Annotated in this window: 23 protein-coding genes and 2 tRNA genes; 12 read left to right on the top strand and 13 right to left on the bottom strand. The window is 32.1% G+C overall.

The annotated features are described in order from the left end of the window. The first annotated feature begins 527 nt into the window (after positions 1 to 527). From V6251_RS14240 to V6251_RS14250, 3 genes are all read left to right on the top strand, one after another. Positions 528 to 680 (top strand): hypothetical protein, encoded by a 153-nt coding sequence (locus V6251_RS14240; protein ID WP_028282671.1) that lies wholly within the window; start codon positions 528 to 530, stop codon positions 678 to 680. Positions 681 to 745: 65 nt separating this feature from the next. Further along, positions 746 to 819, top strand: a tRNA-Arg gene (locus tag V6251_RS14245). A gap of 87 nt (positions 820 to 906) precedes the next feature. Further along, positions 907 to 1,098, top strand: coding sequence for a YgaP family membrane protein (locus tag V6251_RS14250; protein WP_341588869.1), 192 nt, complete (start codon positions 907 to 909; stop codon positions 1,096 to 1,098). Positions 1,099 to 1,138: 40 nt separating this feature from the next. Here the strand turns inward: V6251_RS14250 and V6251_RS14255 are convergent, their stop codons facing one another. From V6251_RS14255 to V6251_RS14285, 7 genes are all read right to left on the bottom strand, one after another. Then, complete coding sequence (locus V6251_RS14255) at positions 1,139 to 1,414, bottom strand: ATP-dependent Clp protease adaptor ClpS (RefSeq protein ID WP_341588852.1); 276 nt, start codon at positions 1,412 to 1,414, stop codon at positions 1,139 to 1,141. 97 nt (positions 1,415 to 1,511) lie between these two features. Then, a complete protein-coding gene (locus V6251_RS14260; RefSeq protein ID WP_341588853.1) occupies positions 1,512 to 2,342 on the bottom strand; it encodes a M57 family metalloprotease in 831 nt (276 codons plus the stop codon). 235 nt (positions 2,343 to 2,577) lie between these two features. Next, positions 2,578 to 3,417, bottom strand: a complete 840-nt coding sequence (gene prmA / locus V6251_RS14265; protein ID WP_341588854.1) for a 50S ribosomal protein L11 methyltransferase — start codon at positions 3,415 to 3,417, stop codon at positions 2,578 to 2,580. A 146-nt stretch (positions 3,418 to 3,563) separates the two neighbouring features. Further along, positions 3,564 to 4,313: a triose-phosphate isomerase gene (tpiA, locus tag V6251_RS14270; RefSeq protein ID WP_341588855.1), complete on the bottom strand. Its 750-nt coding sequence runs from the start codon at positions 4,311 to 4,313 to the stop codon at positions 3,564 to 3,566. An 11-nt stretch (positions 4,314 to 4,324) separates the two neighbouring features. After that, positions 4,325 to 5,401: an ABC transporter permease gene (locus V6251_RS14275; protein ID WP_341588870.1), complete on the bottom strand. Its 1,077-nt coding sequence runs from the start codon at positions 5,399 to 5,401 to the stop codon at positions 4,325 to 4,327. A 98-nt stretch (positions 5,402 to 5,499) separates the two neighbouring features. Beyond that, the gene (locus tag V6251_RS14280) at positions 5,500 to 6,828 is read right to left on the bottom strand and encodes a BT_3928 family protein (RefSeq protein WP_341588856.1); all 1,329 of its coding nucleotides are present in this window, start codon (positions 6,826 to 6,828) and stop codon (positions 5,500 to 5,502) included. A 34-nt stretch (positions 6,829 to 6,862) separates the two neighbouring features. After that, entirely contained in the window at positions 6,863 to 7,402 is a 540-nt protein-coding gene (locus V6251_RS14285; protein WP_341588857.1) for a DUF1599 domain-containing protein, read from the bottom strand. A gap of 115 nt (positions 7,403 to 7,517) precedes the next feature. Between V6251_RS14285 and folP the strand changes: the two genes are divergently transcribed. From folP to V6251_RS14305, 4 genes are all read left to right on the top strand, one after another. Next, positions 7,518 to 8,342, top strand: coding sequence for a dihydropteroate synthase (gene folP, locus V6251_RS14290; RefSeq protein WP_341588858.1), 825 nt, complete (start codon positions 7,518 to 7,520; stop codon positions 8,340 to 8,342). Beyond that, a complete protein-coding gene (locus V6251_RS14295) occupies positions 8,335 to 9,012 on the top strand; it encodes a hypothetical protein (protein WP_341588859.1) in 678 nt (225 codons plus the stop codon). Before folP ends, V6251_RS14295 begins: the two co-directional genes overlap by 8 nt. 40 nt (positions 9,013 to 9,052) lie before the next feature. After that, positions 9,053 to 9,838 carry a diadenylate cyclase CdaA gene (cdaA, locus tag V6251_RS14300; RefSeq protein ID WP_145000797.1) on the top strand — a complete coding sequence of 262 codons (786 nt, stop codon included), beginning with the start codon at positions 9,053 to 9,055 and terminating at the stop codon, positions 9,836 to 9,838. Between the two features lie 74 nt (positions 9,839 to 9,912). Next, positions 9,913 to 10,314 (top strand): hypothetical protein, encoded by a 402-nt coding sequence (locus V6251_RS14305; protein WP_341588860.1) that lies wholly within the window; start codon positions 9,913 to 9,915, stop codon positions 10,312 to 10,314. Between the two features lie 58 nt (positions 10,315 to 10,372). Here the strand turns inward: V6251_RS14305 and V6251_RS14310 are convergent, their stop codons facing one another. After that, positions 10,373 to 12,148, bottom strand: a complete 1,776-nt coding sequence (locus V6251_RS14310; protein ID WP_341588861.1) for an ABC transporter ATP-binding protein — start codon at positions 12,146 to 12,148, stop codon at positions 10,373 to 10,375. Further along, positions 12,141 to 12,890, bottom strand: coding sequence for a tRNA pseudouridine(38-40) synthase TruA (gene truA, locus V6251_RS14315; protein WP_341588862.1), 750 nt, complete (start codon positions 12,888 to 12,890; stop codon positions 12,141 to 12,143). Before truA ends, V6251_RS14310 begins: the two co-directional genes overlap by 8 nt. 155 nt (positions 12,891 to 13,045) lie before the next feature. On the opposite strand from truA, the gene V6251_RS14320 reads away from it, so the two are divergent. Beyond that, positions 13,046 to 13,540 carry a metallophosphoesterase family protein gene (locus V6251_RS14320; RefSeq protein ID WP_341588863.1) on the top strand — a complete coding sequence of 165 codons (495 nt, stop codon included), beginning with the start codon at positions 13,046 to 13,048 and terminating at the stop codon, positions 13,538 to 13,540. Positions 13,541 to 13,599: 59 nt separating this feature from the next. On the opposite strand, the gene V6251_RS14325 is transcribed toward V6251_RS14320, so the two are convergent. Next, on the bottom strand, positions 13,600 to 14,013 hold the full coding sequence (locus V6251_RS14325; protein ID WP_145000808.1) for a DUF4293 domain-containing protein: 414 nt from the start codon (positions 14,011 to 14,013) through the stop codon (positions 13,600 to 13,602). A 260-nt stretch (positions 14,014 to 14,273) separates the two neighbouring features. Here V6251_RS14325 and rho point away from each other — a divergent pair, with 260 nt between their 5' ends. Beyond that, on the top strand, positions 14,274 to 15,959 hold the full coding sequence (gene rho, locus V6251_RS14330; protein WP_341588864.1) for a transcription termination factor Rho: 1,686 nt from the start codon (positions 14,274 to 14,276) through the stop codon (positions 15,957 to 15,959). Between the two features lie 316 nt (positions 15,960 to 16,275). Here rho and rpsT read toward each other — a convergent pair whose 3' ends face one another. From rpsT to proS, 3 genes are all read right to left on the bottom strand, one after another. Beyond that, positions 16,276 to 16,527, bottom strand: a complete 252-nt coding sequence (gene rpsT / locus V6251_RS14335; RefSeq protein WP_028282655.1) for a 30S ribosomal protein S20 — start codon at positions 16,525 to 16,527, stop codon at positions 16,276 to 16,278. A 30-nt stretch (positions 16,528 to 16,557) separates the two neighbouring features. After that, a tRNA-Glu gene (locus V6251_RS14340) sits at positions 16,558 to 16,629 on the bottom strand. Between the two features lie 146 nt (positions 16,630 to 16,775). Beyond that, complete coding sequence (gene proS, locus V6251_RS14345; protein WP_341588865.1) at positions 16,776 to 18,254, bottom strand: proline--tRNA ligase; 1,479 nt, start codon at positions 18,252 to 18,254, stop codon at positions 16,776 to 16,778. Between the two features lie 101 nt (positions 18,255 to 18,355). On the opposite strand from proS, the gene V6251_RS14350 reads away from it, so the two are divergent. From V6251_RS14350 to V6251_RS14360, 3 genes are all read left to right on the top strand, one after another. Beyond that, positions 18,356 to 19,297 (top strand): hypothetical protein, encoded by a 942-nt coding sequence (locus V6251_RS14350; protein ID WP_341588866.1) that lies wholly within the window; start codon positions 18,356 to 18,358, stop codon positions 19,295 to 19,297. A 20-nt stretch (positions 19,298 to 19,317) separates the two neighbouring features. Beyond that, positions 19,318 to 20,838 carry an OmpP1/FadL family transporter gene (locus tag V6251_RS14355; RefSeq protein WP_341588867.1) on the top strand — a complete coding sequence of 507 codons (1,521 nt, stop codon included), beginning with the start codon at positions 19,318 to 19,320 and terminating at the stop codon, positions 20,836 to 20,838. Positions 20,839 to 20,932: 94 nt separating this feature from the next. Continuing rightward, the coding region (locus tag V6251_RS14360; RefSeq protein ID WP_282069359.1) for a dodecin family protein at positions 20,933 to 21,131 on the top strand (199 nt) is incomplete at its 3' end.

Genomic DNA, 21,131 nt, shown 5'->3' on the forward strand with positions numbered 1-21,131 from the left:
ATATAATAGATATTATTAGCCGAGCTTTTAAACAATAGTTAATTAACCTTATAATAATTAGAAATAATAGAAACTCGTTTTTGGTATCACTACTGAATCAAAATCCCCTTGAAAAAAAATACAACACTAAAAATCGCCCTACATTTGTATCAAAAACAAACTACAAACAGCATTTATTATTACATATTAAAACAAAATTTAAGGCATAATTTAAAATATTAAAATCAATAACATTTTTTTACTTTAATAAGTAAAGTCAAATGTATAGATATATTCATTTTTGTTTGGAGAATAATATTGAAAAAATATATCTTCAAAAAACAATCCTGAAAAGTATTGGTATTATTAACCCTTAAACTTAAAATTATGCTAACAATCGCCCAATTAGTAATCGATATTATAACATCGATTATACTTTAAACAAAAAAATGTAAAACTTAGTCTAGAATAAGTTTTACTATTTTAAATCTTAAAGTCTGTTAGGTTAACTACTACTAAAGCAATAATTTTGAATTTAAATTTTAATTATGAAAAAAACACTATTTAAGTTTTTAGCAAAGGTTAATAAGCTTGTTTTACCAAGTTACACAAAGCAAAAATTAGATCTAAGTAAAGCCACTAAAATACAAATGGCTATTTTTGGATGGAAAGTATTTGTGACAAAAAACGCATTAAATTAAATTAAATCATCAAAAAGTTTTGATGTTATTATAAAAAAGCAATATATTTGCACCCACAAAAAAAAGGCCTCGTGGCGCAACTGAATAGCGCACTTGATTACGGCTCAAGAGGTTACAGGTTTGAATCCTGTCGAGGTCACGAAAAAAAAGCAAGCTACTACAGCTTGCTTTTTTATGCGTTATACTTACATTTAAATACTTAACACCATTTATTATGAAAAAAAACATGGGAGCTTTGGATAAAAGCTTAAGAGTATTAGTTGCTGTAATAATAGTACTATTGTATTATCTAAATGTTATTACCGGAACCCTAGCTTACGTTTTAATAGGTATTGCAATAATTTTTTTAATAACCAGCTTTATCAATTTTTGTCCACTTTATACCGTATTAGGAATAAACACGTGCAAAGGAAAGTAATTACAACAAAAAAAGAGTCTTTTTATAAAGACTCTTTTTTTTAGATTATTTCAGCACTTAATCCTGCTTCCAGTAACATTGTACATCGTGGTTCCAATTCTATATAGGCGCCAGTCTTAACTGTACATTGTCCTTTATAATGTACCAAAATTGTACATTGCTCTGCTTGTTCTGGTGTATGGTCACAAGCATAAATTAAAGTATCTATGACGTGATCAAACGTATTAACGTCATCATTATAAACGACAATTTCGTTGTTAGGCTGCTCTAAAGTGCTAACGTCGTGCTCTTCTTGAATTTTTTCTTTTGTACTCATACGTACTGTTTTTTTTTATAAAAGTAAAAAATTATTGGATATAAAAAAAGACTTCTGTCGTCACAGAAGCCTTTTTATCACTTATTTAATATAAGTTTTAATACATAATTTGAAGCGCATTAATATCGTCTATACCAAACTCGCCATCTTCTCCACTACTAAAGCATGCTAACATTACAGACGTTTCTGGATTGTTTCCGCCTAAATCTATTGCTCCAATAGATCCTGCTCCTTCATTTTGGTTTTGACCGCAACTTGCTCTATTAAACCAATCTGTATGTCTAAATCCTACAGAATGACCAATTTCATGAGTAATAACATGCTCTACCACATTAGTATCATAGTTATCTAAACCATAAATTTGAACAAACTTATAAGGGTTACCATTACTTGGAAAACCTGCAGATCCACCTGCACCAGATTGACTTGGGTTATGATACACGACCATATCTTTAGACTGGTAATTGGTTCCAAAAGATAATTGAAACGAAATTGAAACTCCGCTTAGCGCATTATAATTATCAACAGCCCACTGTAAAGCAGTTCTTTCTTTAGTTGATAAAGCATTACTACCTCCTGTATATCCAATTATAGTAATGGTTTTACCTTGAGATACTAAATTATTTGTACGATAATTTCTATCTGTTGCTGAAGTCTCTTCATTTAAGTTTAAGATATCCTCTTCGCTCATAAAAAGATCACCCTCAACTTCAATCATTTCTTTGGTAGAACCATCGGGAAGCATGAAGTCTACTATTTTAGCATTGTCAGTATTTATTTGTGCTTTTGCCAATTTAGCTAAAAGCTCTGCAGACACTTCTCTTGCTGCAACTTCCTCGTCTATAATCGTGTCTTCATTTTTTTGACATGATTGTAATCCTAGAATAAAACATAGGCTAGCTAAAGCCATAAATTTAATTTTCTTCATTTTTGGTTGAATTTTAAATTAATAAATGGTTTGCTTTACGTAAAATGTTTCACACAATCTTAAAATGTTAGTTTAAGGATATTTTGCTATTAATCTTATGTGAGATAATTATCAGGTCAAAGATAATTGTTTAAAAAAGAAGAATCCTGAGGTTTTAACCACAGGACCCTGTTTATTTTTAATAAAATTGTTAAAATTTTATGTATTTAATCGATAATTATGATTCTGAATAATATTACTGCTTCTCAAACTTAAGTGCAACCCAATTATTTTTGGTTAATGTATCCTTTAAAACAAGTTGGTTATCGTTACACTCCTTTTCTATCATTGGGATGTCTTCTTGGTAAAAACCACTTAAAAACAGGGTGCCTTTTGCATCAAGACATTTTGAATATGTTGCAATGTCGTTTAATAAGATGTTACGATTAATGTTTGCTATAATGGTATCGTACTTTTTATCTTTTAAAAGTGCTGCTTCCCCTTCATAAACAGAAATATGTTTACAATTGTTACGCTCCACGTTTTCTAAGCTATTTAAGTAGCACCAATTATCAATATCTATAGCATCTAATGGATTTGCACCTTTCATCTCTGCTAATATTGCTAAAACAGCTGTACCGCATCCCATATCTAAAACGGACTTGCCTTCAAAATCGTTTTTAAGAATATGCTGGATCATCATGTGTGTGGTTTCATGATGCCCTGTTCCAAAACTCATTTTTGGCTCGATGATAATATCGTATTTTGTATCAAACTTGTCATGGAATGGTGCACGTACTGCACACAGATCATCGACTACTATTGGGTTAAAGTTTTTCTCCCACTCTTCGTTCCAATTGGTTTGCTCAATTTCGTCAAAGGTATATGTGATTTCAAACTCGTCTGACTTTAATATTTGGATATCGTCCAAAATAGTATCGTAATACTCTTCTTTTTGGATGTATGCTGTAACTCCTTCTTCGGTCTCTACAAAGCTTTCAAATCCTGCGTAACCTAATTCTGCAATAAGAATTTCTGTTCCTGGTTGCATTGGTTGCACTTTAAAGTAATACCCTATGTAAATAATATTTGACATTTTAATTTGTACTGTATTTTGCAGATTAGCCTGCGTTAGCGGTTGTAGTGGCATCCTTTTTTTGCTGCCACATATGGCAAAAAAAGATATAACGGAAGACGCGACCCTAGTGGTAACGCCCAAATTATTTTAATTTTTGTTGCTATTTAAAAGGCATTTACGATTGCGTAAAAATCTTCAGCTTTTAAGGCTGCTCCACCAATTAATCCACCATCTACGTCTGGTTTTGAGAAAATTTCTTTGGCGTTTGCTGGTTTTACACTACCTCCATAAAGTATAGTCATATCGTCCGCCACTTGGTTACCATATTTGTCGTCTAATGTTTGACGGATAAATTTGTGCATGTCTTGTGCTTGTTCTGGACTTGCTGTTTCTCCGGTTCCGATTGCCCATACAGGCTCATAAGCCAACACGATATTTTTGAATGCTGATGCGTCTAAATGAAACAGTGCGTTTTTGATTTGGCTTTCCACTACTGCTTCGTGGTTTGCTGCTTTACGATCTGCAAGTTCTTCTCCAAAACAGAAAATTACGCGTAAGTCTTTAGATAAGGCTTGGTCTACTTTTTTAGCTAAAATAACATCGTCTTCGTTAAAATATGCACGACGCTCTGAGTGACCCAAAATTACTGTTTGGACACCTACGCTTTTAAGCATGTCTGCACTTACCTCTCCTGTGTATGCGCCATTTTCTGCGAAGTGCATGTTTTGTGCAATAACCTCGATATCGTCATGTCTTGTAGCTTCAAAAGCATGCCATAAGTTGGTAAATGTTGGCGCAATCATAACCTCTGCATTAGAAGTTTTTGTTTGCTTTTTTAAATCTGAAATTAATGCTTCTGATTGTGGTAAATCATTATTCATTTTCCAGTTTCCGGCTACTATGTTTTTTCTCATGACGTTACGTTTTATTCTAATTTAACTTTTGGATCTAACCAAGTGTATATTATATCTACAAAAATATTAATTATTATGAATAGTAAGGCTATTATTAACACAGATCCCATAATTACAGGTAAATCTAAGGTGTTAAGTGCGTTTACAATTTCTTTTCCTAATCCGTTCCAACCAAAAATATACTCCACAAACACTGCGCCTGCTAGCATACTTGCAAACCAACCTGAGATTGCAGTTACTACTGGATTTAAGGCATTTTTAATAGCGTGTTTTTTAATAATCTGAAACTCAGACAATCCTTTTGCTCTGGCTGTCCTGATATAATCTTGATTAAGCACTTCTAATAGGGAGTTGCGCATTAATTGTATCACGACTGCTAATGGCCTTATTCCTAAAACGATTGCTGGTAGGATTAAGTTTTTCCATTTTATGTGCATTTTTTCGCCAAAATCATCCAACTCATAAAGACTTCCTGTCATTTCCAGATTAGTGTATTTATGCAATACAAACCCAAATAACCATGCGAATAATATGGCGCTGAAAAAGGATGGTACACTCATCCCTAAGGTACTTAATATTTGAATGGTTTTATCTAAAAAGGAATCTTTTTTTAATGCAGAAACCACGCCTAATATAACACCTAAAAATATTGCGATTAGTATTGCTGAAACTGCCAATACAAACGTATTGGGTAACGTCTCTGATAATACTTGGCTTACTTTTTTACCTTGCTTTGTAAAAGACTCGCGTAGATATGGAAATTTAACAACCATAGTGGTATTGCCAATTGCAAACAGTTGTGTTGCTGCGTATTTATTTTGACTTAAATATGTGTAGTCTCCTTCTGTTTTTGAGTGAAATGATATTGGAGACAAATCGTTTAAATAATACAAATATTGCGTAGCAACAGGCTTATCAAAACCGTATTTTTTTTTGATAATTGCTAGCTGTTGACTATCCTCATTTTGCCCTAACATCATTTGTGCTGGATCTCCTGGAAGCACACTAAATAATAAGAATATAACGGTTATTACACCAAATAATGTAAGTAATGCGTAACCTGTTTTATTTAGAAAGTATGTTATCAGTGGGTTTATTTATTTTAAATACGTTGTTTTACAGTTTTACAAATTAATGTGTTTCTAGATATAATTTGCTTATGCTTTACAAATCAATCGAAGATATGTTATTCTGTTTTTTTTGTTTCAATTTTTACAATACTTGTGTAATTTTTACCAGTAGCTGTGTTTATTGAGTCAATAACCGTTTTAACCTCTGAAGCTCCTTTAAAAACAGATACCTTTTCAATTTGATCCTCACTTAACTGTAAAGCTTCAAACGCTTCTTTATTTAAAACTTTATCATCAACTACATGTGCTGTTCCATCACCTATAACCTTAGGTGCTGGTCTATCTACTTTAGGGAACATTAATTGGTCCACATCATTCCAATGTACCTTTTGGATAATGGTTCCTTTTTCTAATTTTAATAATCCTGGATTAGAACGGATGATTGTTTTTAAAGCAGTCTCGTCACAAAAATAATACTCAAAACCTAATTTGTAATTTGAGATAACACCATTTGCCTCATCTGGACCAGATGCTGTTAATCCAATAACATCATAACCATTTGCGATTGCTTTGTCTGTAATTTGTTTTACAGCCACTAAACCATCACTTTCAGATTTTGCTAAATTGTAATTAACTACCAATAATACATTTGGTCGCGTTAGGATGTCTTGCGTAAAATCCTCACCATCTTTTTCAATTGAAAAATCATGGATTGGTGGCTCATAACCTTCCGCTATTGTTTTTGTTGTCACTGTAAGATATTCTCCTGGAGATTCAGGGTATGAACCGTCTGTTATATATTGTTTTTCTGTACCATTTTCATTAAACGTCCACGTATACTCAATTACTGGTTGTGGTGCATCATCTGGCACAATCATGTTATCTGTAATGTTGTTTCCTATTTTAAATGGTCTAAAATCTATACTTGGTAAATGCATTAACACATGGTAAGCAAAACCTAAACAAGCTATAAAACTTAATAAAGACAAAATAGTGGTAGCTAGTTTACCAAAAAATGGCTTAACGTATTTTATTCCGAAGAAAATAATTAAAATTAAAACTAACAGAAAAACATCTTTCCCGAAGCTTTCCCAAGGATCCATTTTCATGGCATCACCAAAGCAACCACAGTCTTTTACTTTATCAAAGTACGCTGAGTAAAAGGTTAAAAATGTGAAGAATACTATCATTAATAATAAACTCCAAATTGTAAATTTAGGTTTATATCCAATAATTAAAAATATACCTAAAAGCACCTCAAAAACGACTACTATTATTGAGATCCCTAAAGCATAAGGAATAAAAAATGGTAAATCTAAAACGGTTGGTCCAAAATATTCTTCTAATTTAAAAGCAAATCCGATTGGATCATTAAGCTTTATAAATCCTGAAATAATAAAAAATATACCAACAAATATTCTTAAAAAACCGACTATGTATTTCATAACTTTAATTAAATATCAAATTGCTAAAGCAATTTTATTGTTCTGTTAAATGTATCATTGCAAAAATGGCGTAATTAATCATGTCTTGATAATTAGCATCTATCCCTTCGCTTACAATTGTTTTACCTGAATTATCTTCAATTTGCTTAACACGTAATAATTTTTGTAAAATTAAATCCGTTAAACTACTTACACGCATATCTCTCCAAGCCTCTCCGTAATCATGGTTTTTGTCTTGCATCAACTGCTTTGTTGCTTTGACCTGTGCATCGTATAAAACCGTCGCTTCTTCTACTTCCAAATCCGGTTGCTCTACCACGCCTTTTTCTAACTGGATTAAAGCCATAATGCAATAGTTGATAATCCCGATAAATTCGCTTTGCTCGCCTTCGTCAACTTTGCGCACATCGTTTTGTTGCAAACCTCTAATACGTTGTGCTTTTATAAAAATTTGATCGGTTAATGAAGGTAAACGTAAAATTCGCCATGCACTACCATAATCTGTCATTTTATTAACAAAAAGGTCTCGACAGGTTTTTATTACAGCATCGTATTGTTTTGAAGTATCTTGCATATTTGATAAACTCTAATTGAATTTTGCGTAAATTTCGCATAAAATTATTTAAAGTTCAAGGTTTAGGGTTTAAAGTTTTACTAACGTTATCCCAACACCATATTTAAGTGCATCAATGACAATAAATTGTAAAGGCAAACTAATAGATTTAAGTACTCCAAAAGTAATGGGTATTTTAAATGTAACACCAGATTCTTTTTTTGATGGTGGACGTTATAAAGAAGAAACTTCAATAATAAAACAAGTAGAAAACATGCTAAATGAAGGTGCCACGTTTATTGACGTTGGCGCTTACAGCTCAAGACCTAATGCGCCATTTGTGTCTGAAGACGAAGAATTGCAACGAATAGTACCAATAATAAAACTTTTGGTTAGTCATTTTCCAGATATTATAATATCTGTGGACACCTTTAGAAGTCAAGTAGCAAAAGCAACTATTAGTGAAGGTGCTGCTTTAATTAATGATATTTCGGCAGGTTTATTAGATGATAATATGCTACCAACTATTGCCGACTTACAAGTCCCATATATAATGATGCATATGCGTGGTACACCACAAACTATGCAAACATTAACCCAATACAGTAACTTAGTCAAGGATATTAATTTTTATTTTTCAGAACGTATTGCCAAAGCACGCGAATTAGGTATTATAGATTTAATTTTAGATCCTGGTTTTGGTTTTGCTAAAACTTTAGAACAAAATTTTGAACTTTTAAGTAAGTTTGAATTATTAAATATTGCAGAATTACCAGTATTAGCAGGTATATCCAGAAAATCTATGATTTCCAAAACCTTAGATACTACAGCAGCAAATGCTTTAAATGGAACAACCGCTTTACACATGATTGCACTACAAAAAGGAGCTAAAATTTTGCGCGTGCACGATGTAAAAGAAGCTAAAGAATGTATCACACTATATAACAAATTACATGCTTAACAGATTTATATTTATTACTGTACTATTTTTATTTTTTTCCTGCGGAAACGAAAAAGTAATACAACTACCAGAAATACAAAATGCAGAAATAACTCAGATTTTAGACGTTTCTCCTGCTTATATTTTTTATGACGAAACCAAACAGGATAGCGTTGAGTTAAACCGAAAAAACTTAATTATTTCTACTAACTGGTTGGTAAACGTTGACAAGCGCTTAACATTAGAACAAGCGTTACCATCTATAATAAAACTACAAGAGAAGAAACGCAATGCAACTATGCATAAAAATGAAAAAGCTAGAAATTATTATACCTGTAATGATACTAGTATTAAAAATTTAGGATTTATTGATTTTACTGAAGTGGTTTATTTACATGAAAACGAAGAAGGAATTTCAAATAGCTCCAAAAATGAAGACAATAAAATTATTGATATTATGTGTTTTTCATTAGATAAAATTAAAATATCCATAGACAATAAAACTATTTTAAGTGATTATAGCCAACTTAAAAAGCTTTTACAAACCGAAATTAACCAAGAAGGAAGTTATATTGTTTTAGGTTTTAAAAAAACGTTATTATTCCAAGATTACATTTCATTAAAATCAATAATAAAAACCTTTGAAACTGAAAACACAGAAATTAGTAATAACGAATTCATTTTTGATTAAATCAATCCAATTTTACTAATTTTACAAAAACCGCTTTTCGTTGGAAATATTTAAAGACATTTTAAAATTTAGTTGGATTGACATGATAGATGTTGTGCTTGTTGCACTACTACTTTATTACGTATACAAGCTAGTTAAAGGGACTGTAGCCATTAATATTTTTATTGGTATTGTGGTTATCTACTTTATTTACTTAACGGTTGAAGCCTTACAAATGGTTTTACTTACCAAAATTTTAGGAGGTTTTATTAGTGTAGGTTTTATTGCTTTAATTATTGTATTTCAACAAGAAGTCAGAAAGTTTTTATTGATGGTTGGATCTACAAACTTTGCTAGTCGACGCAAGTTTTTAAGTCAGTTAAAGTTTTTAAAGATAGAACAAGGTACATCCACAGATATTGATGCTATCATCTCTGCTTGTAATAAAATGAGCAGTTCAAAAACTGGTGCTTTAATTGTTTTAGAACGTAATAATAATCTTGATTTTTTAGCCAATACAGGTGACGAAATGAATATTAAAGTTACACAACCAATTATAGAAAGTATCTTTTTTAAAAATAGTCCGCTACATGATGGCGCCATTATTATACAAGATAATATTGTTAAAGCAACTCGTGTTATTTTACCTGTAAATAACGAGAAAAACATTCCGCAACGTTTTGGATTACGTCATCGTGCAGCTGTTGGTGTTACAGAGCGTACTGACGCTATTGCAATTGCAGTAAGTGAAGAAACTGGACAGATTTCATGTTTTAGAAATGGCGAATTCCTTCCGTTTGAAAACACTATTGAATTAGCTCAAATTTTGAAAGATGATTTAGAGTAGGTCTTATTTCTATTCTGTTAAACATTTTATTCTACAACCATTTTATGCGTTTTCACCTTAATTAAAAAATTATAATGAACATTATTTATAACGAAAAAGAAAATACTATAGACATTAAAGATGGATTAAAATCTCAATATTTTATGATAAAAGCTTTGATGATTTTAAACCTATTAAACGCTGCTCTTAACGTTTCCTATATTAGTGAAAGCGGAATTGGTTTTATGCAAATAATCTGGCTAATATTAGGATTAGTATCCATAGTAGTCCTATATTTTTTTATTTTTAAAAAATCAAGTCAAGAAAAAATTGACACAAAAACAATTGTTAGTTTGACGGAAAAAAAAGTCTTTGGTGCAAAACGATTATCACTACAATTAACCAATGGAAAACATCGTGATTTGGCTTACTTAAAATCTTCTGAAGAAATTATTAAAGTAAAAAAAATGCTTAGTAAATTAGGCATCTCTGCTTAATTATAACATAAACAACTAAATACTAGTTACTTTTATATATTATTTGGTTTCTCGAGAATTAACTAGCTACCTTTTCTGCTTGCAAAAACTGTACTTCGTATAAGTTTTTATAATAGCCATTTTCTTTTTTAAGCAACTCGGCATGTGTTCCTTGCTCTACAATTAAACCAGCATCCATAACAATTATATTATCTGCTTTCTGTATCGTTGCTAATCTATGAGCAATAACTATGGATGTACGTCCTTTAGTAATTTTCTCTGTTGCTGTTTGTATTAATTGTTCTGAATACGAATCTACAGACGACGTTGCTTCATCTAAAACCAAAATACTTGGGTTAGTTACATAGGCACGTAAAAAAGAGATTAATTGGCGTTGTCCAGAAGACAACATAACACCTCTTTCCTTTACATTATAATGGTATCCATTTGGAAGACTCATTATAAAATCATGTATCCCAATATCCTTAGCTGCTTTGACCACATCAGCTTCGGTAATATTTGGATTACTTAGTGTAATATTGTTTAAAATGGTATCTGCAAACAAAAACACATCTTGAAGCACTACTGCTATTTGCTGTCTTAAAGAGACTAATGTATACTCTTTTATATCTACATTATCCACTGCTATGCTACCCGAATTGATTTCGTAAAAACGATTTAATAAATTTATAACTGTACTTTTCCCTGCACCAGTTGCACCAACAATAGCAACCGTATCTCCAACATTAACGTTAAAACTAATCCCTTTTAAAACTTCTTCGTCCTCCACATAACTAAAGTGTACATTTTTAAAATTAATAGCGCCTTTAAAGTTATCTGCTATTAAGTTTCCAGCATTATCAATATGCGATGTCGTATCTAATATTTTAAACACACGATTTGAGGCAATCATCCCCATTTGCAGCGTATTAAACTTATCTGCTATTTGACGTAATGGTCTAAACAACATTGGGATCATGGTAATAAACATAAATAAATCTCCAGGTGTAACATTACTACCTTCAACTAAAATATTTAAACCACCAAACCACACTACTAATCCTGTTGTTAGCGATCCTAAAAATTCTGCAATCGGAAAAAATATCGAGTTATACCAAACCGTTTTTAACCATGCTTTTTTATGACGATTATTTATTTCTTTAAAGTTTTTATACTCGGTATCTTCTCTTGTAAACAGTTGCAAAATTTTCATACCTGTTACACGCTCCTGCACAAACGAGTTTAAGTTAGACACCTCATTACGTACATCTTCAAACGCACGTTTCATATAACGCTGAAAAATTTTAGTTGCAAATAAAACAATTGGTAACGTTACAAACACAATTAAACTTAATTGCCAGTTGTAATATAACATCGCACCAGATATAACAACCATAACTAATAAATCTCTAACAATGGTAAATAAACCATCACCAAAAACAGATGCAATACGCTCCATATCTGTAACAGCTCTTGTTATTAAAACACCTACAGAAGAGGTGTTAAAATATTTCATCCTGAAGCTTAAAATATGGTCAAATAGTTTAACACGTATGTCTTTTACCATTTTTAACCCTAACCAAGACGAGTAAAATATAAAAAACAATTGTAGCAAAACTTGTGCTACCAGTAACACAACCATTAATATTATAAGATATACAAAACCACTGTAATCTTTTTTAACAAGATGCTCGTCAATAATTTCTCTAAGTAAAACAGGTGTTGCAATACTTAAAGCACCTAAAATTAAAACAGACACTATTAATGCGTAAAAAACGGTTCTGTAAGGTTTTGTGTATTTAAACAAACGTTTAAATAACTGTAAATCAAATATGTTTTCTTTAGTCTTAGTCATTTAATTTTATAGTATCAGGATACTCAACTTTTATTAGATATAAACCTTTAGCAGGTACGGAATAACCAGCTTCACTTCTATTTTTAGATTGTATTATTGTATGCATGTCGTTAACTTCCAACTTACCAATACCAATATTTATTAGCGTACCAACAATTGCTCTAACCATATTACGCAAAAAACGATCTGCTTTAATTGTAAAATGAATTTCGTCCTCTACCACATCCCATCTTGCCTCCATAATATCACAATTATAGGTATGCACATCTGTATTAGACTTACTAAAACACTGAAAATCTGTATAATCAAATAATATTTTAGTCGCTTGATTAAGCTTATCAATATCTAATGACTGTTTTAAAAAATAAGTCTGATCAAAATTAAAAGGACTTTTTCTTAATGCAATTCTGTACACATAGGCTCTGCTAGTAGCATGAAAACGTGCATGAGCATCAGGCTTTACCTTAAATATGGATTGGATAGCCACATCTTTAGGTAAAAAAGAATTTAATTTATACTGCAACGTATCAATATTAAATGCAACATCTGTATCCATATGAGCAAACAACTGTTTAGCATGTACACCTGCATCTGTGCGTCCTGCTCCCATAACAGTAATAGTTTCTCCTAAAATAGTTGATAGTGCTTTTTCTAAAACTTCTTGTACAGATATAGCGTTGGGCTGATTTTGCCAACCATGATAATTTGTTCCGTTATAAGAGAGTTCTATAAAATAGCGCAAGAAAGCTGTATTTTTACATTCTAAAAAGCAAAGATAATACAAACACAGAAGCTTCAACTCACAAGCCTAAAGTTTTAAGAATAGTTTACAAAAAAATAAATTTAAGTTTAGCACTTTTGCAGAAACTGATCCTCCTGAAAACAATTTTGGTATAAATGAAAAAAATATTATTACTATCAGACACACATAGTCACATGGACGATGCTGTACTTAATCACGTCAAACAAGCGGACGAAGTTTGGCACGCTGGAGATATTGGCGATTTAAAAGTCACAGATGCTATTAAGGCTTTAAAACCACTACGAGCTGTTTGGGGAAACATTGATGATGATAAAGCACGTGTAGAATTTCCTGAAAACAATCGCTTTACTATTGAAGGGGTAGATGTTTGGATTACACACATTGGAGGATATCCAAATAGATACAATATTAGAGTTAGAGAGGAAATTACTAAAAATCCACCTAAATTATTTATTTGTGGACACTCACATATATTAAAAGTAATGCAGGATAAAAAACTAGGTTTATTACACATGAATCCTGGAGCAATAGGCATTCATGGTTTTCATAATGTACGTACCATGCTACGCTTTACCATTGATAATGGTAAAATTGATAATCTAGAAGTTATTGAATATCCAAGAAAATAAAAAAAACCGAAGCTTTCACTTCGGTTTTTTCTCGCACTAATACTACTAAGATGTTAGGTTTAACGTAGACGATCTACAGATTTTACAAGATCTTCATCCTTCTTAATGGCTCTATTTGATAAAATCAAAAAGACGATAGAAATAACAGGGAGGAAAATCGCAACACCTTTCTCTGAAACATCATTTGCTTCTCCAGATGCATTTAGTATTCGATACACGAAAAATCCTAGTAAAATTAAATTTAATATCTGATTAAGTCGTCCAAGCATAAATTGAGACTTTCTATTTTTAAAACTAAATATTGAAACTAAAGCTAATAACGCAGATGCCAAAAACAAACCAAAAACAAGTAGCTCATCTTTTGCAAACACCACAACCTCATTAGTTGTTGTCCATAACTCAAAGACAAAAATAAGTCCACCAGAAATTGCAGCAACAATTAATAAATATATGGTTTGTATACGTTGTAACATATTAAAGTTTCAAATGGTATGAATGACAAAAATATAGTTTCTTTTAATATAAATGAAACATACATCATTAAAAATTTAGACAATTATTAAAATGAATAAACATTAGTACTTAAATAAAAAATTAAAATAAAAGTTGTATAATTGCGTAACGGTTTGCAACACTCACACTAGCAAGACGTTAATTCTTCAGAAGTATATCTTATTTTCTTCAAGAAATAATCAATTCAAATTACATCAACACATAAGTTAATTCAACATCAATGTTTGAAATCTCACAATTAAAAGAAATGAAGCTACCTGAATTGCAGGATATAGCTAAAAAACTGAATGTCTCAAAGTTTCGTTCATTAAAAAAATTAGATTTAGTATACCAAATACTAGATAAGCAAGCAGCAGACCCAAAAGCTGTTTTAGAAGTAAAAAAAGAGGATACACCTGTCAAAAAAGCACCTGCTAAAACAGAAGCTTCAAAAAAGCCTGCTACACAAAAACCAAAAAGAGCTAGAGTTAGTAAACCTGCACAACAAAAGGACAATACTAAGCAACCTCAATTAGATTTAAAACCTGAGTCAGAAGCAAAAACAGAGGTTGTAGATAAAACACCTGTAACAAAAGCACCTGCTAAACCACAACCAAAAAAACCGGTCCATAATCATCAAAAAAATAAGCAGTCTAACGACAATAAAGATGATAAACAAGGTGACAACAAGCAACCTAATCGACCAAAACATAACAACCAAAAAAATCAAAAAAATAACAATCAAAAAAATGGCAACCAACATAACGGTAACAAAGACAGTCGTAACCGTTACAGAGAGCCAGATTTTGAATTTGATGCAATAATAGAAAGCGAAGGAGTCTTAGACATCATGCAAGATGGCTATGGTTTTTTACGTTCTTCAGATTATAACTACCTTTCATCACCCGATGATATTTATGTATCACAATCTCAAATCCGTTTATTTGGATTAAAAGTAGGAGATACAGTATTAGGTCAAGTAAGACCACCAAAAGAAGGCGAAAAATATTTCCCTTTAATTAAAGTAAGTAAAATAAATGGTCAAAACCCAAATGTGGTTAGAGACCGTGTTGCTTTTGAGCATTTAACACCATTATTTCCTCAAGAAAAATTCAATATTGCAGAAAAGCAAGCGACTATTTCTACAAGAATCATGGATTTGTTTGCACCAATAGGAAAAGGACAACGTGGTATGATTGTATCACAACCAAAAACAGGTAAAACAATGCTTTTAAAGGATGTTGCCAATGCAATTGCTGCAAACCATCCTGAAGTATACCAAATGATTTTACTAATTGACGAGCGTCCTGAAGAAGTAACAGACATGCAGCGTAATGTGCGTGGAGAAGTTATTGCTTCTACTTTTGATAAAGAAGCGCATGAGCATGTAAAAATTGCTAACATCGTATTAGAAAAAGCAAAACGATTAGTAGAATGTGGACACGATGTAGTAATCTTATTAGATTCAATCACACGTTTAGCCAGAGCATACAACTCAGTACAACCAGCATCAGGAAAGATACTTTCTGGAGGTGTAGATGCAAACGCATTACACAAACCAAAACGTTTCTTTGGAGCTGCGCGTAACATAGAAAATGGTGGATCACTAACTATTATTGCTACAGCATTAACAGAAACAGGATCTAAAATGGACGAGGTTATCTTTGAAGAATTTAAAGGTACCGGAAATATGGAGCTACAATTAGACCGTAAAATATCTAACCGTCGTATTTTCCCTGCAATTGATTTAACATCATCAAGTACACGTCGCGACGACATCTTACTAGATGCTTCCACAATCCAACGTATGTGGGTAATGCGTAAATACCTTGCAGACATGAACCCTGTAGAAGCTATGGAATTTATAAACGACCGCTTTAAACAAACCAGAAACAACGAAGAGTTTTTAATCTCAATGAATGGTTAAACACTAAAAACATAAACTAAAAAAAGCCTTAACAATCGTTAAGGCTTTTTTATGCATTAAAGTAAACTCTTAAGTTTAGCAGTTTTTTATTTTAGGGCGTTACCTACATCCTGATTTAAGATCAGGATATAGGTCGCGTCATCCGTTACAAGTTTTGGCTCAAAGCGCAAGCTCGCCAAAAGCTATCCACTACTACCGCTAACGCAACACCAAAGGGCAGTATCTTCATTAAAAACAAAGACTACCAGAATATAAGGCACAAAAAAAGTGCTTCATTAAATGAAGCACTTATAATTTTTTAGAAACTAAAAGCTAATTATAGAGCAGCTACATGCTTAGCTAAACTAGACTTTAAGTTAGAAGCTTTGTTAGTATGAATAACATTTTTCTTAGCTAATCTGTCTAACATAGATACTACAGAAGGAAATAAAGCTTCAGCTTCTTTCTTATCTTCTAATTCACGTAATTTTTTAATAGCATTACGTGTAGTCTTATGTTGGTACTTATTTAACAAACGCTTAGCTTCGTTACTTCTGATTCTTTTTAAAGTTGACTTATGATTTGCCATTTTTGTTTCCTTATTTTTTTATAAAAATTGTAGCCCGTAGGGGAATCGAACCCCTCTTACATGGATGAAAACCATGCGTCCTAGCCGATAGACGAACGGGCCATTTGATTATTGAGAGCGCAAATATAAAACATATTTTTTAAACTTACAACCCTTTCAAATAACTTAGCAACGTTTCCATTGCGGGTGCAAATATACAACTATATTTAAGTGTTGCAACAATTTTTATAAAAAAAATTAAAAAAAAATTAATACGCTTTTGCAAACAATACGCGACGTGCTGATTCTCTGCCAGTAAGCACACAAATTCCTTTTTCAATTTTTCCTTCTAAAGGCATACATCTAATTGTAGCTTTGGTAATTTCTTTAATTTTATCTTCAGTTTCTGCAGTTCCATCCCAATGCGCAGAGATAAATCCACCCTTTTCTTCTAAAACTTTTTTAAATTCCTCAAAAGTATCTACTTCTGTGATGTGGTTATCTCTGTAATTTTTAGCTTTATTAAATAAGGTGTCTTGTATTTCTGTCATTAATCCTTCCACTTTATCAATTAAACCATCTAATGCAACAACCTCTTTAGTTAATGTATCACGTCTAGCAAGCTCCACTGTTCCATTTTCTAGATCTCTTGATCCTATTGCTATTCTTAAAGGCACACCTTGCAATTCATGCTGTGCAAACTTAGCTCCTGGTCTATACGTGTCTCTATCATCAAACTTAACAGAAATGTTTTTACTCCTTAGGTCTTTCATTATGCCATTTACCACTTCGGTAATAGCTTCTAATTGTTCGTCAGTCTTATATATAGGAACAATAACCACTTGATTAGGTGCTAAATTTGGAGGTAAGACTAAACCATGATCATCACTATGCGTCATTATTAATGCTCCCATTAATCTAGTAGACACTCCCCAAGATGTAGCCCATACATAATCCTGTTTCCCTTCTTTTGATGTAAACTTCACATCAAATGCTTTTGCAAAATTCTGCCCTAAAAAGTGAGATGTACCAGCTTGTAATGCTTTTCCATCCTGCATTAATGCCTCAATACAATATGTTTCATCAGCACCTGCAAAACGCTCACTTTCGGTTTTCAATCCTTGTATTACTGGTATAGCCATAAAGTTCTCAGCAAAAGTGGCATATATATTATTCATTAATTCTGCTTCTGTAATTGCTTCTGCTTTGGTAGCATGTGCTGTATGACCTTCTTGCCATAAAAACTCAGCTGTTCTTAAAAACAAACGCGTACGCATTTCCCAACGTACCACATTAGCCCATTGATTGATTAATAAAGGTAAATCTCTGTAAGATTGAATCCATCCTTTATATGTATTCCAAATTATAGCTTCACTAGTTGGCCTTACAACTAACTCCTCCTCTAGTTTAGCATTAGGGTCCACTCGTAATTTACCTGGATTATCTGGATCGTTTTGTAATCTATAATGTGTAACGACTGCACATTCTTTAGCAAAACCTTCAGCATTCTTTTCTTCTGCTTCAAATAAGCTCTTAGGCACAAATAAAGGGAAGTATGCATTTTGATGACCTGTCTCTTTAAACATTCTATCTAACTCTGCTTGCATCTTTTCCCAAATAGCAAACCCATAAGGTTTTATAACCATACATCCTCTTACTGCAGAGTTTTCTGCTAAATCAGCCTCTACCACCAGTTCATTATACCATTTGGAATAATTTTCTGCTCTACTTGTTAGTTTTTTACTCATATATAGTCTTTTGGCACAAAAATTGTGATTATGTTAAATAATAAAATAGTTGGACAAAACTAACTATTTTTGTAATGTTCAACAATTAAAAACAACACGATATGAAATTAATTAACTACTTAACTAATAAAGCACAGGTTTTTACTGTTCTTTTCACTGCTTTAGCATTAAGTTCTTGCGGTTCTTACCAATATGTTGGACAAACTACGGATGGCATATATGATACTGGAACAGAAAACAGACAGTATGAGTCTGAGGCTATACCTGCAGAAAATAATAATGACTATTACTCTAATTATTTTAAAGAAAAAGCTGATGAAGCAGAAATATATAGTCAGACTGAAGAAATATTTACTGACGTTGACACTTATCAAGGTGACTATGATGATTCTATAGAAGTGGCTGAACAGAATGCAGGTTGGGGAGCGACTAATAGTAATGTTATAATCAACATACACGATACTGGTTTTTACAATGACTATGGATGGGGTTGGAACAGACCTTGGGGTTGGAATGGATGGTATAATTGGGGATGGAACAGTCCATATTCTTGGAGATATGGTTGGGGATGGAATAATAGTTTTTACAACTCTTACTGGAGATCACCATATTACGGTTTTAATAATTTTGGTTATGGATATGGTTATGGATATAGTTATACCAATGGTTACCATAGAAGAGGCATATCGTACAATTCTGGAAGAAGAGGTTCTCTTGTTAACAGAAACTCTGTTTTAAGTTCAAGATACTCTAGAAATTCAACTGTTAGACCAAGAACAAACACTACAACTAGACCTAGAACAAGTACGACAAGACCAAGAACAAACTCTACTTCTAAACCTAGATTAAATACAACTAGACCACGAACTAATACTTCAACTCCTAGACCTAGAACTAATACATCGACGCCTAGACCAAGAACAAATACATCAACGCCAAGAAGTAACAATTCTACACCAAGAAGCATCTCTACACCTAGATCAAGTACTCCTTCTAGAAGTCGATCTACTTCTGGAGGTAGCTCAAGAAGAGGAAGAGGTTAAAATACAAAATCAAATTTGCTATGAAAAAATTATTTATACTAGTCATAGGTGTTATATCTGTGACTGTAAGTCAAGCTCAAAACATAAATGACGCGTTAAGATACTCCAGTGGAGACATTAAAGGAACCGCAAGATTTCAAAGTATGAGTGGTGCTTTTGGAGCGCTTGGAGGAGACTTAAGTGCTTTTAGCGTTAACCCTGCAGGTTCTGCAGTATTTACAAGTAGTTACGCTTCTATATCTTTAGGTATTGAAAATAATGAAAACGACACTAATTACTTTAACGGAATGAATAATTCATCAAATTCTTCGGTTAACTTAAATCAAGGTGGTGGTGTTTTTATTTTCAAAAATACCAATGATAATTCTAAATGGAGAAAATTTTCATTAGGTATTAATTATGACATCTCTAAAAATTATGAGGATGATTGGAGAGCTAATGGAACTGGTAATACTAGTATTGGCCAATATTTTTTAGCTAATGCCCAAGGGTTACGCTTGGATGAAATATCAGCATTTCCTGGTGAATCCACAACCGAAGCTTATGCCGAAATAGGTAGCGCTTATGGATTTGATAATCAGCAAGCCTTTTTAGGGTATGACTCATATATCTTAGAGCCTGAAACTTTTGATGATAACAATCAAAATTACACAAGTAACATTAGAGGTAATTCATTTAAACAAGATTATAGTTATGCAGCAACAGGATATAATGGTAAGATTAGTTTTAATGTTGGTACCCAATATGGTGATGACACTTATTTTGGATTAAACCTAAATTCTCATTTTTTAAATTACGAACGTTACACCAGTTTATACGAAACCAACTCAAATGAAAACTCTACTGTAAGAGACGTTTTATTTGACAATACACTATCTACAAATGGATCAGGTTTTTCTTTTCAATTAGGTGGTATATTTAAATTAACAAATGAATTAAGAGCAGGTTTAACTTATGACTCTCCAACATGGATGAGTTTACAAGACGAGACAACCCAATATTTAGAAACTTTAGTTATTGATGATACAAATGGAAACTTTTATCAAGTTGTAGACCCAAACATTGTTAATATTTATGAAACCTATCGTTTACAAACACCTAGTAAAATTACAGGAAGTTTAGCTTACGTATTTGGTACAAAAGGTTTAATAAGCTTTGATTATTCTAGAAAAGATCATAGTAAAACAAAATTTAAGCCTACGTCAGACACTTACTTTAACTACCAAAACACATTGATTGAAAATGCACTAACTGCAGCCTCAACATATAAGATTGGTGCAGAATACAAACTAAACCAATTTAGCTTTAGAGGAGGTTATAGAATTGAAGAAAGTCCATATGCAGACAAAAACACTATTGGAGATTTAAAAGGCTACTCTCTAGGTTTAGGTTATAATTTTGGAAACACTAATTTGGATTTATCTTACAGCAAATCTCAACAAGATAGAAACTATCAATTATTTGACACAGGACTTACTAATACTGTCGCGATAGACAACTCTAACTCAAACATTACATTAACATTAGGTTTTAAAATTTAAAACCCTTTACAAACTATATTTTAAAAACCTGAACTTAACGTTCAGGTTTTTTTTATGATTAATAACTTTTACGTCTATTAAGAATTTAAATATTATGGCAGTATTAAAAGTAATCGAAGTATTATCAAACTCTGAAAAAAGTTGGGAAGATGCAACTAAAAAAGCGGTAAAGCATGCGTCTAAAAGCGTTAAAAACATTAGATCTGTTTATGTACAAGATCAAAGTGCTAGCGTTAAAGATGGCGAAGTTGTAGACTTTAGAGTTAATCTTAAAATTACTTTTGAAGTTAACT

The sequence above is a fragment of the Olleya sp. Ti.3.14 genome, from assembly GCF_038154885.1.
In the GTDB taxonomy this organism is placed as follows: Bacteria; Bacteroidota; Bacteroidia; order Flavobacteriales; family Flavobacteriaceae; genus Olleya.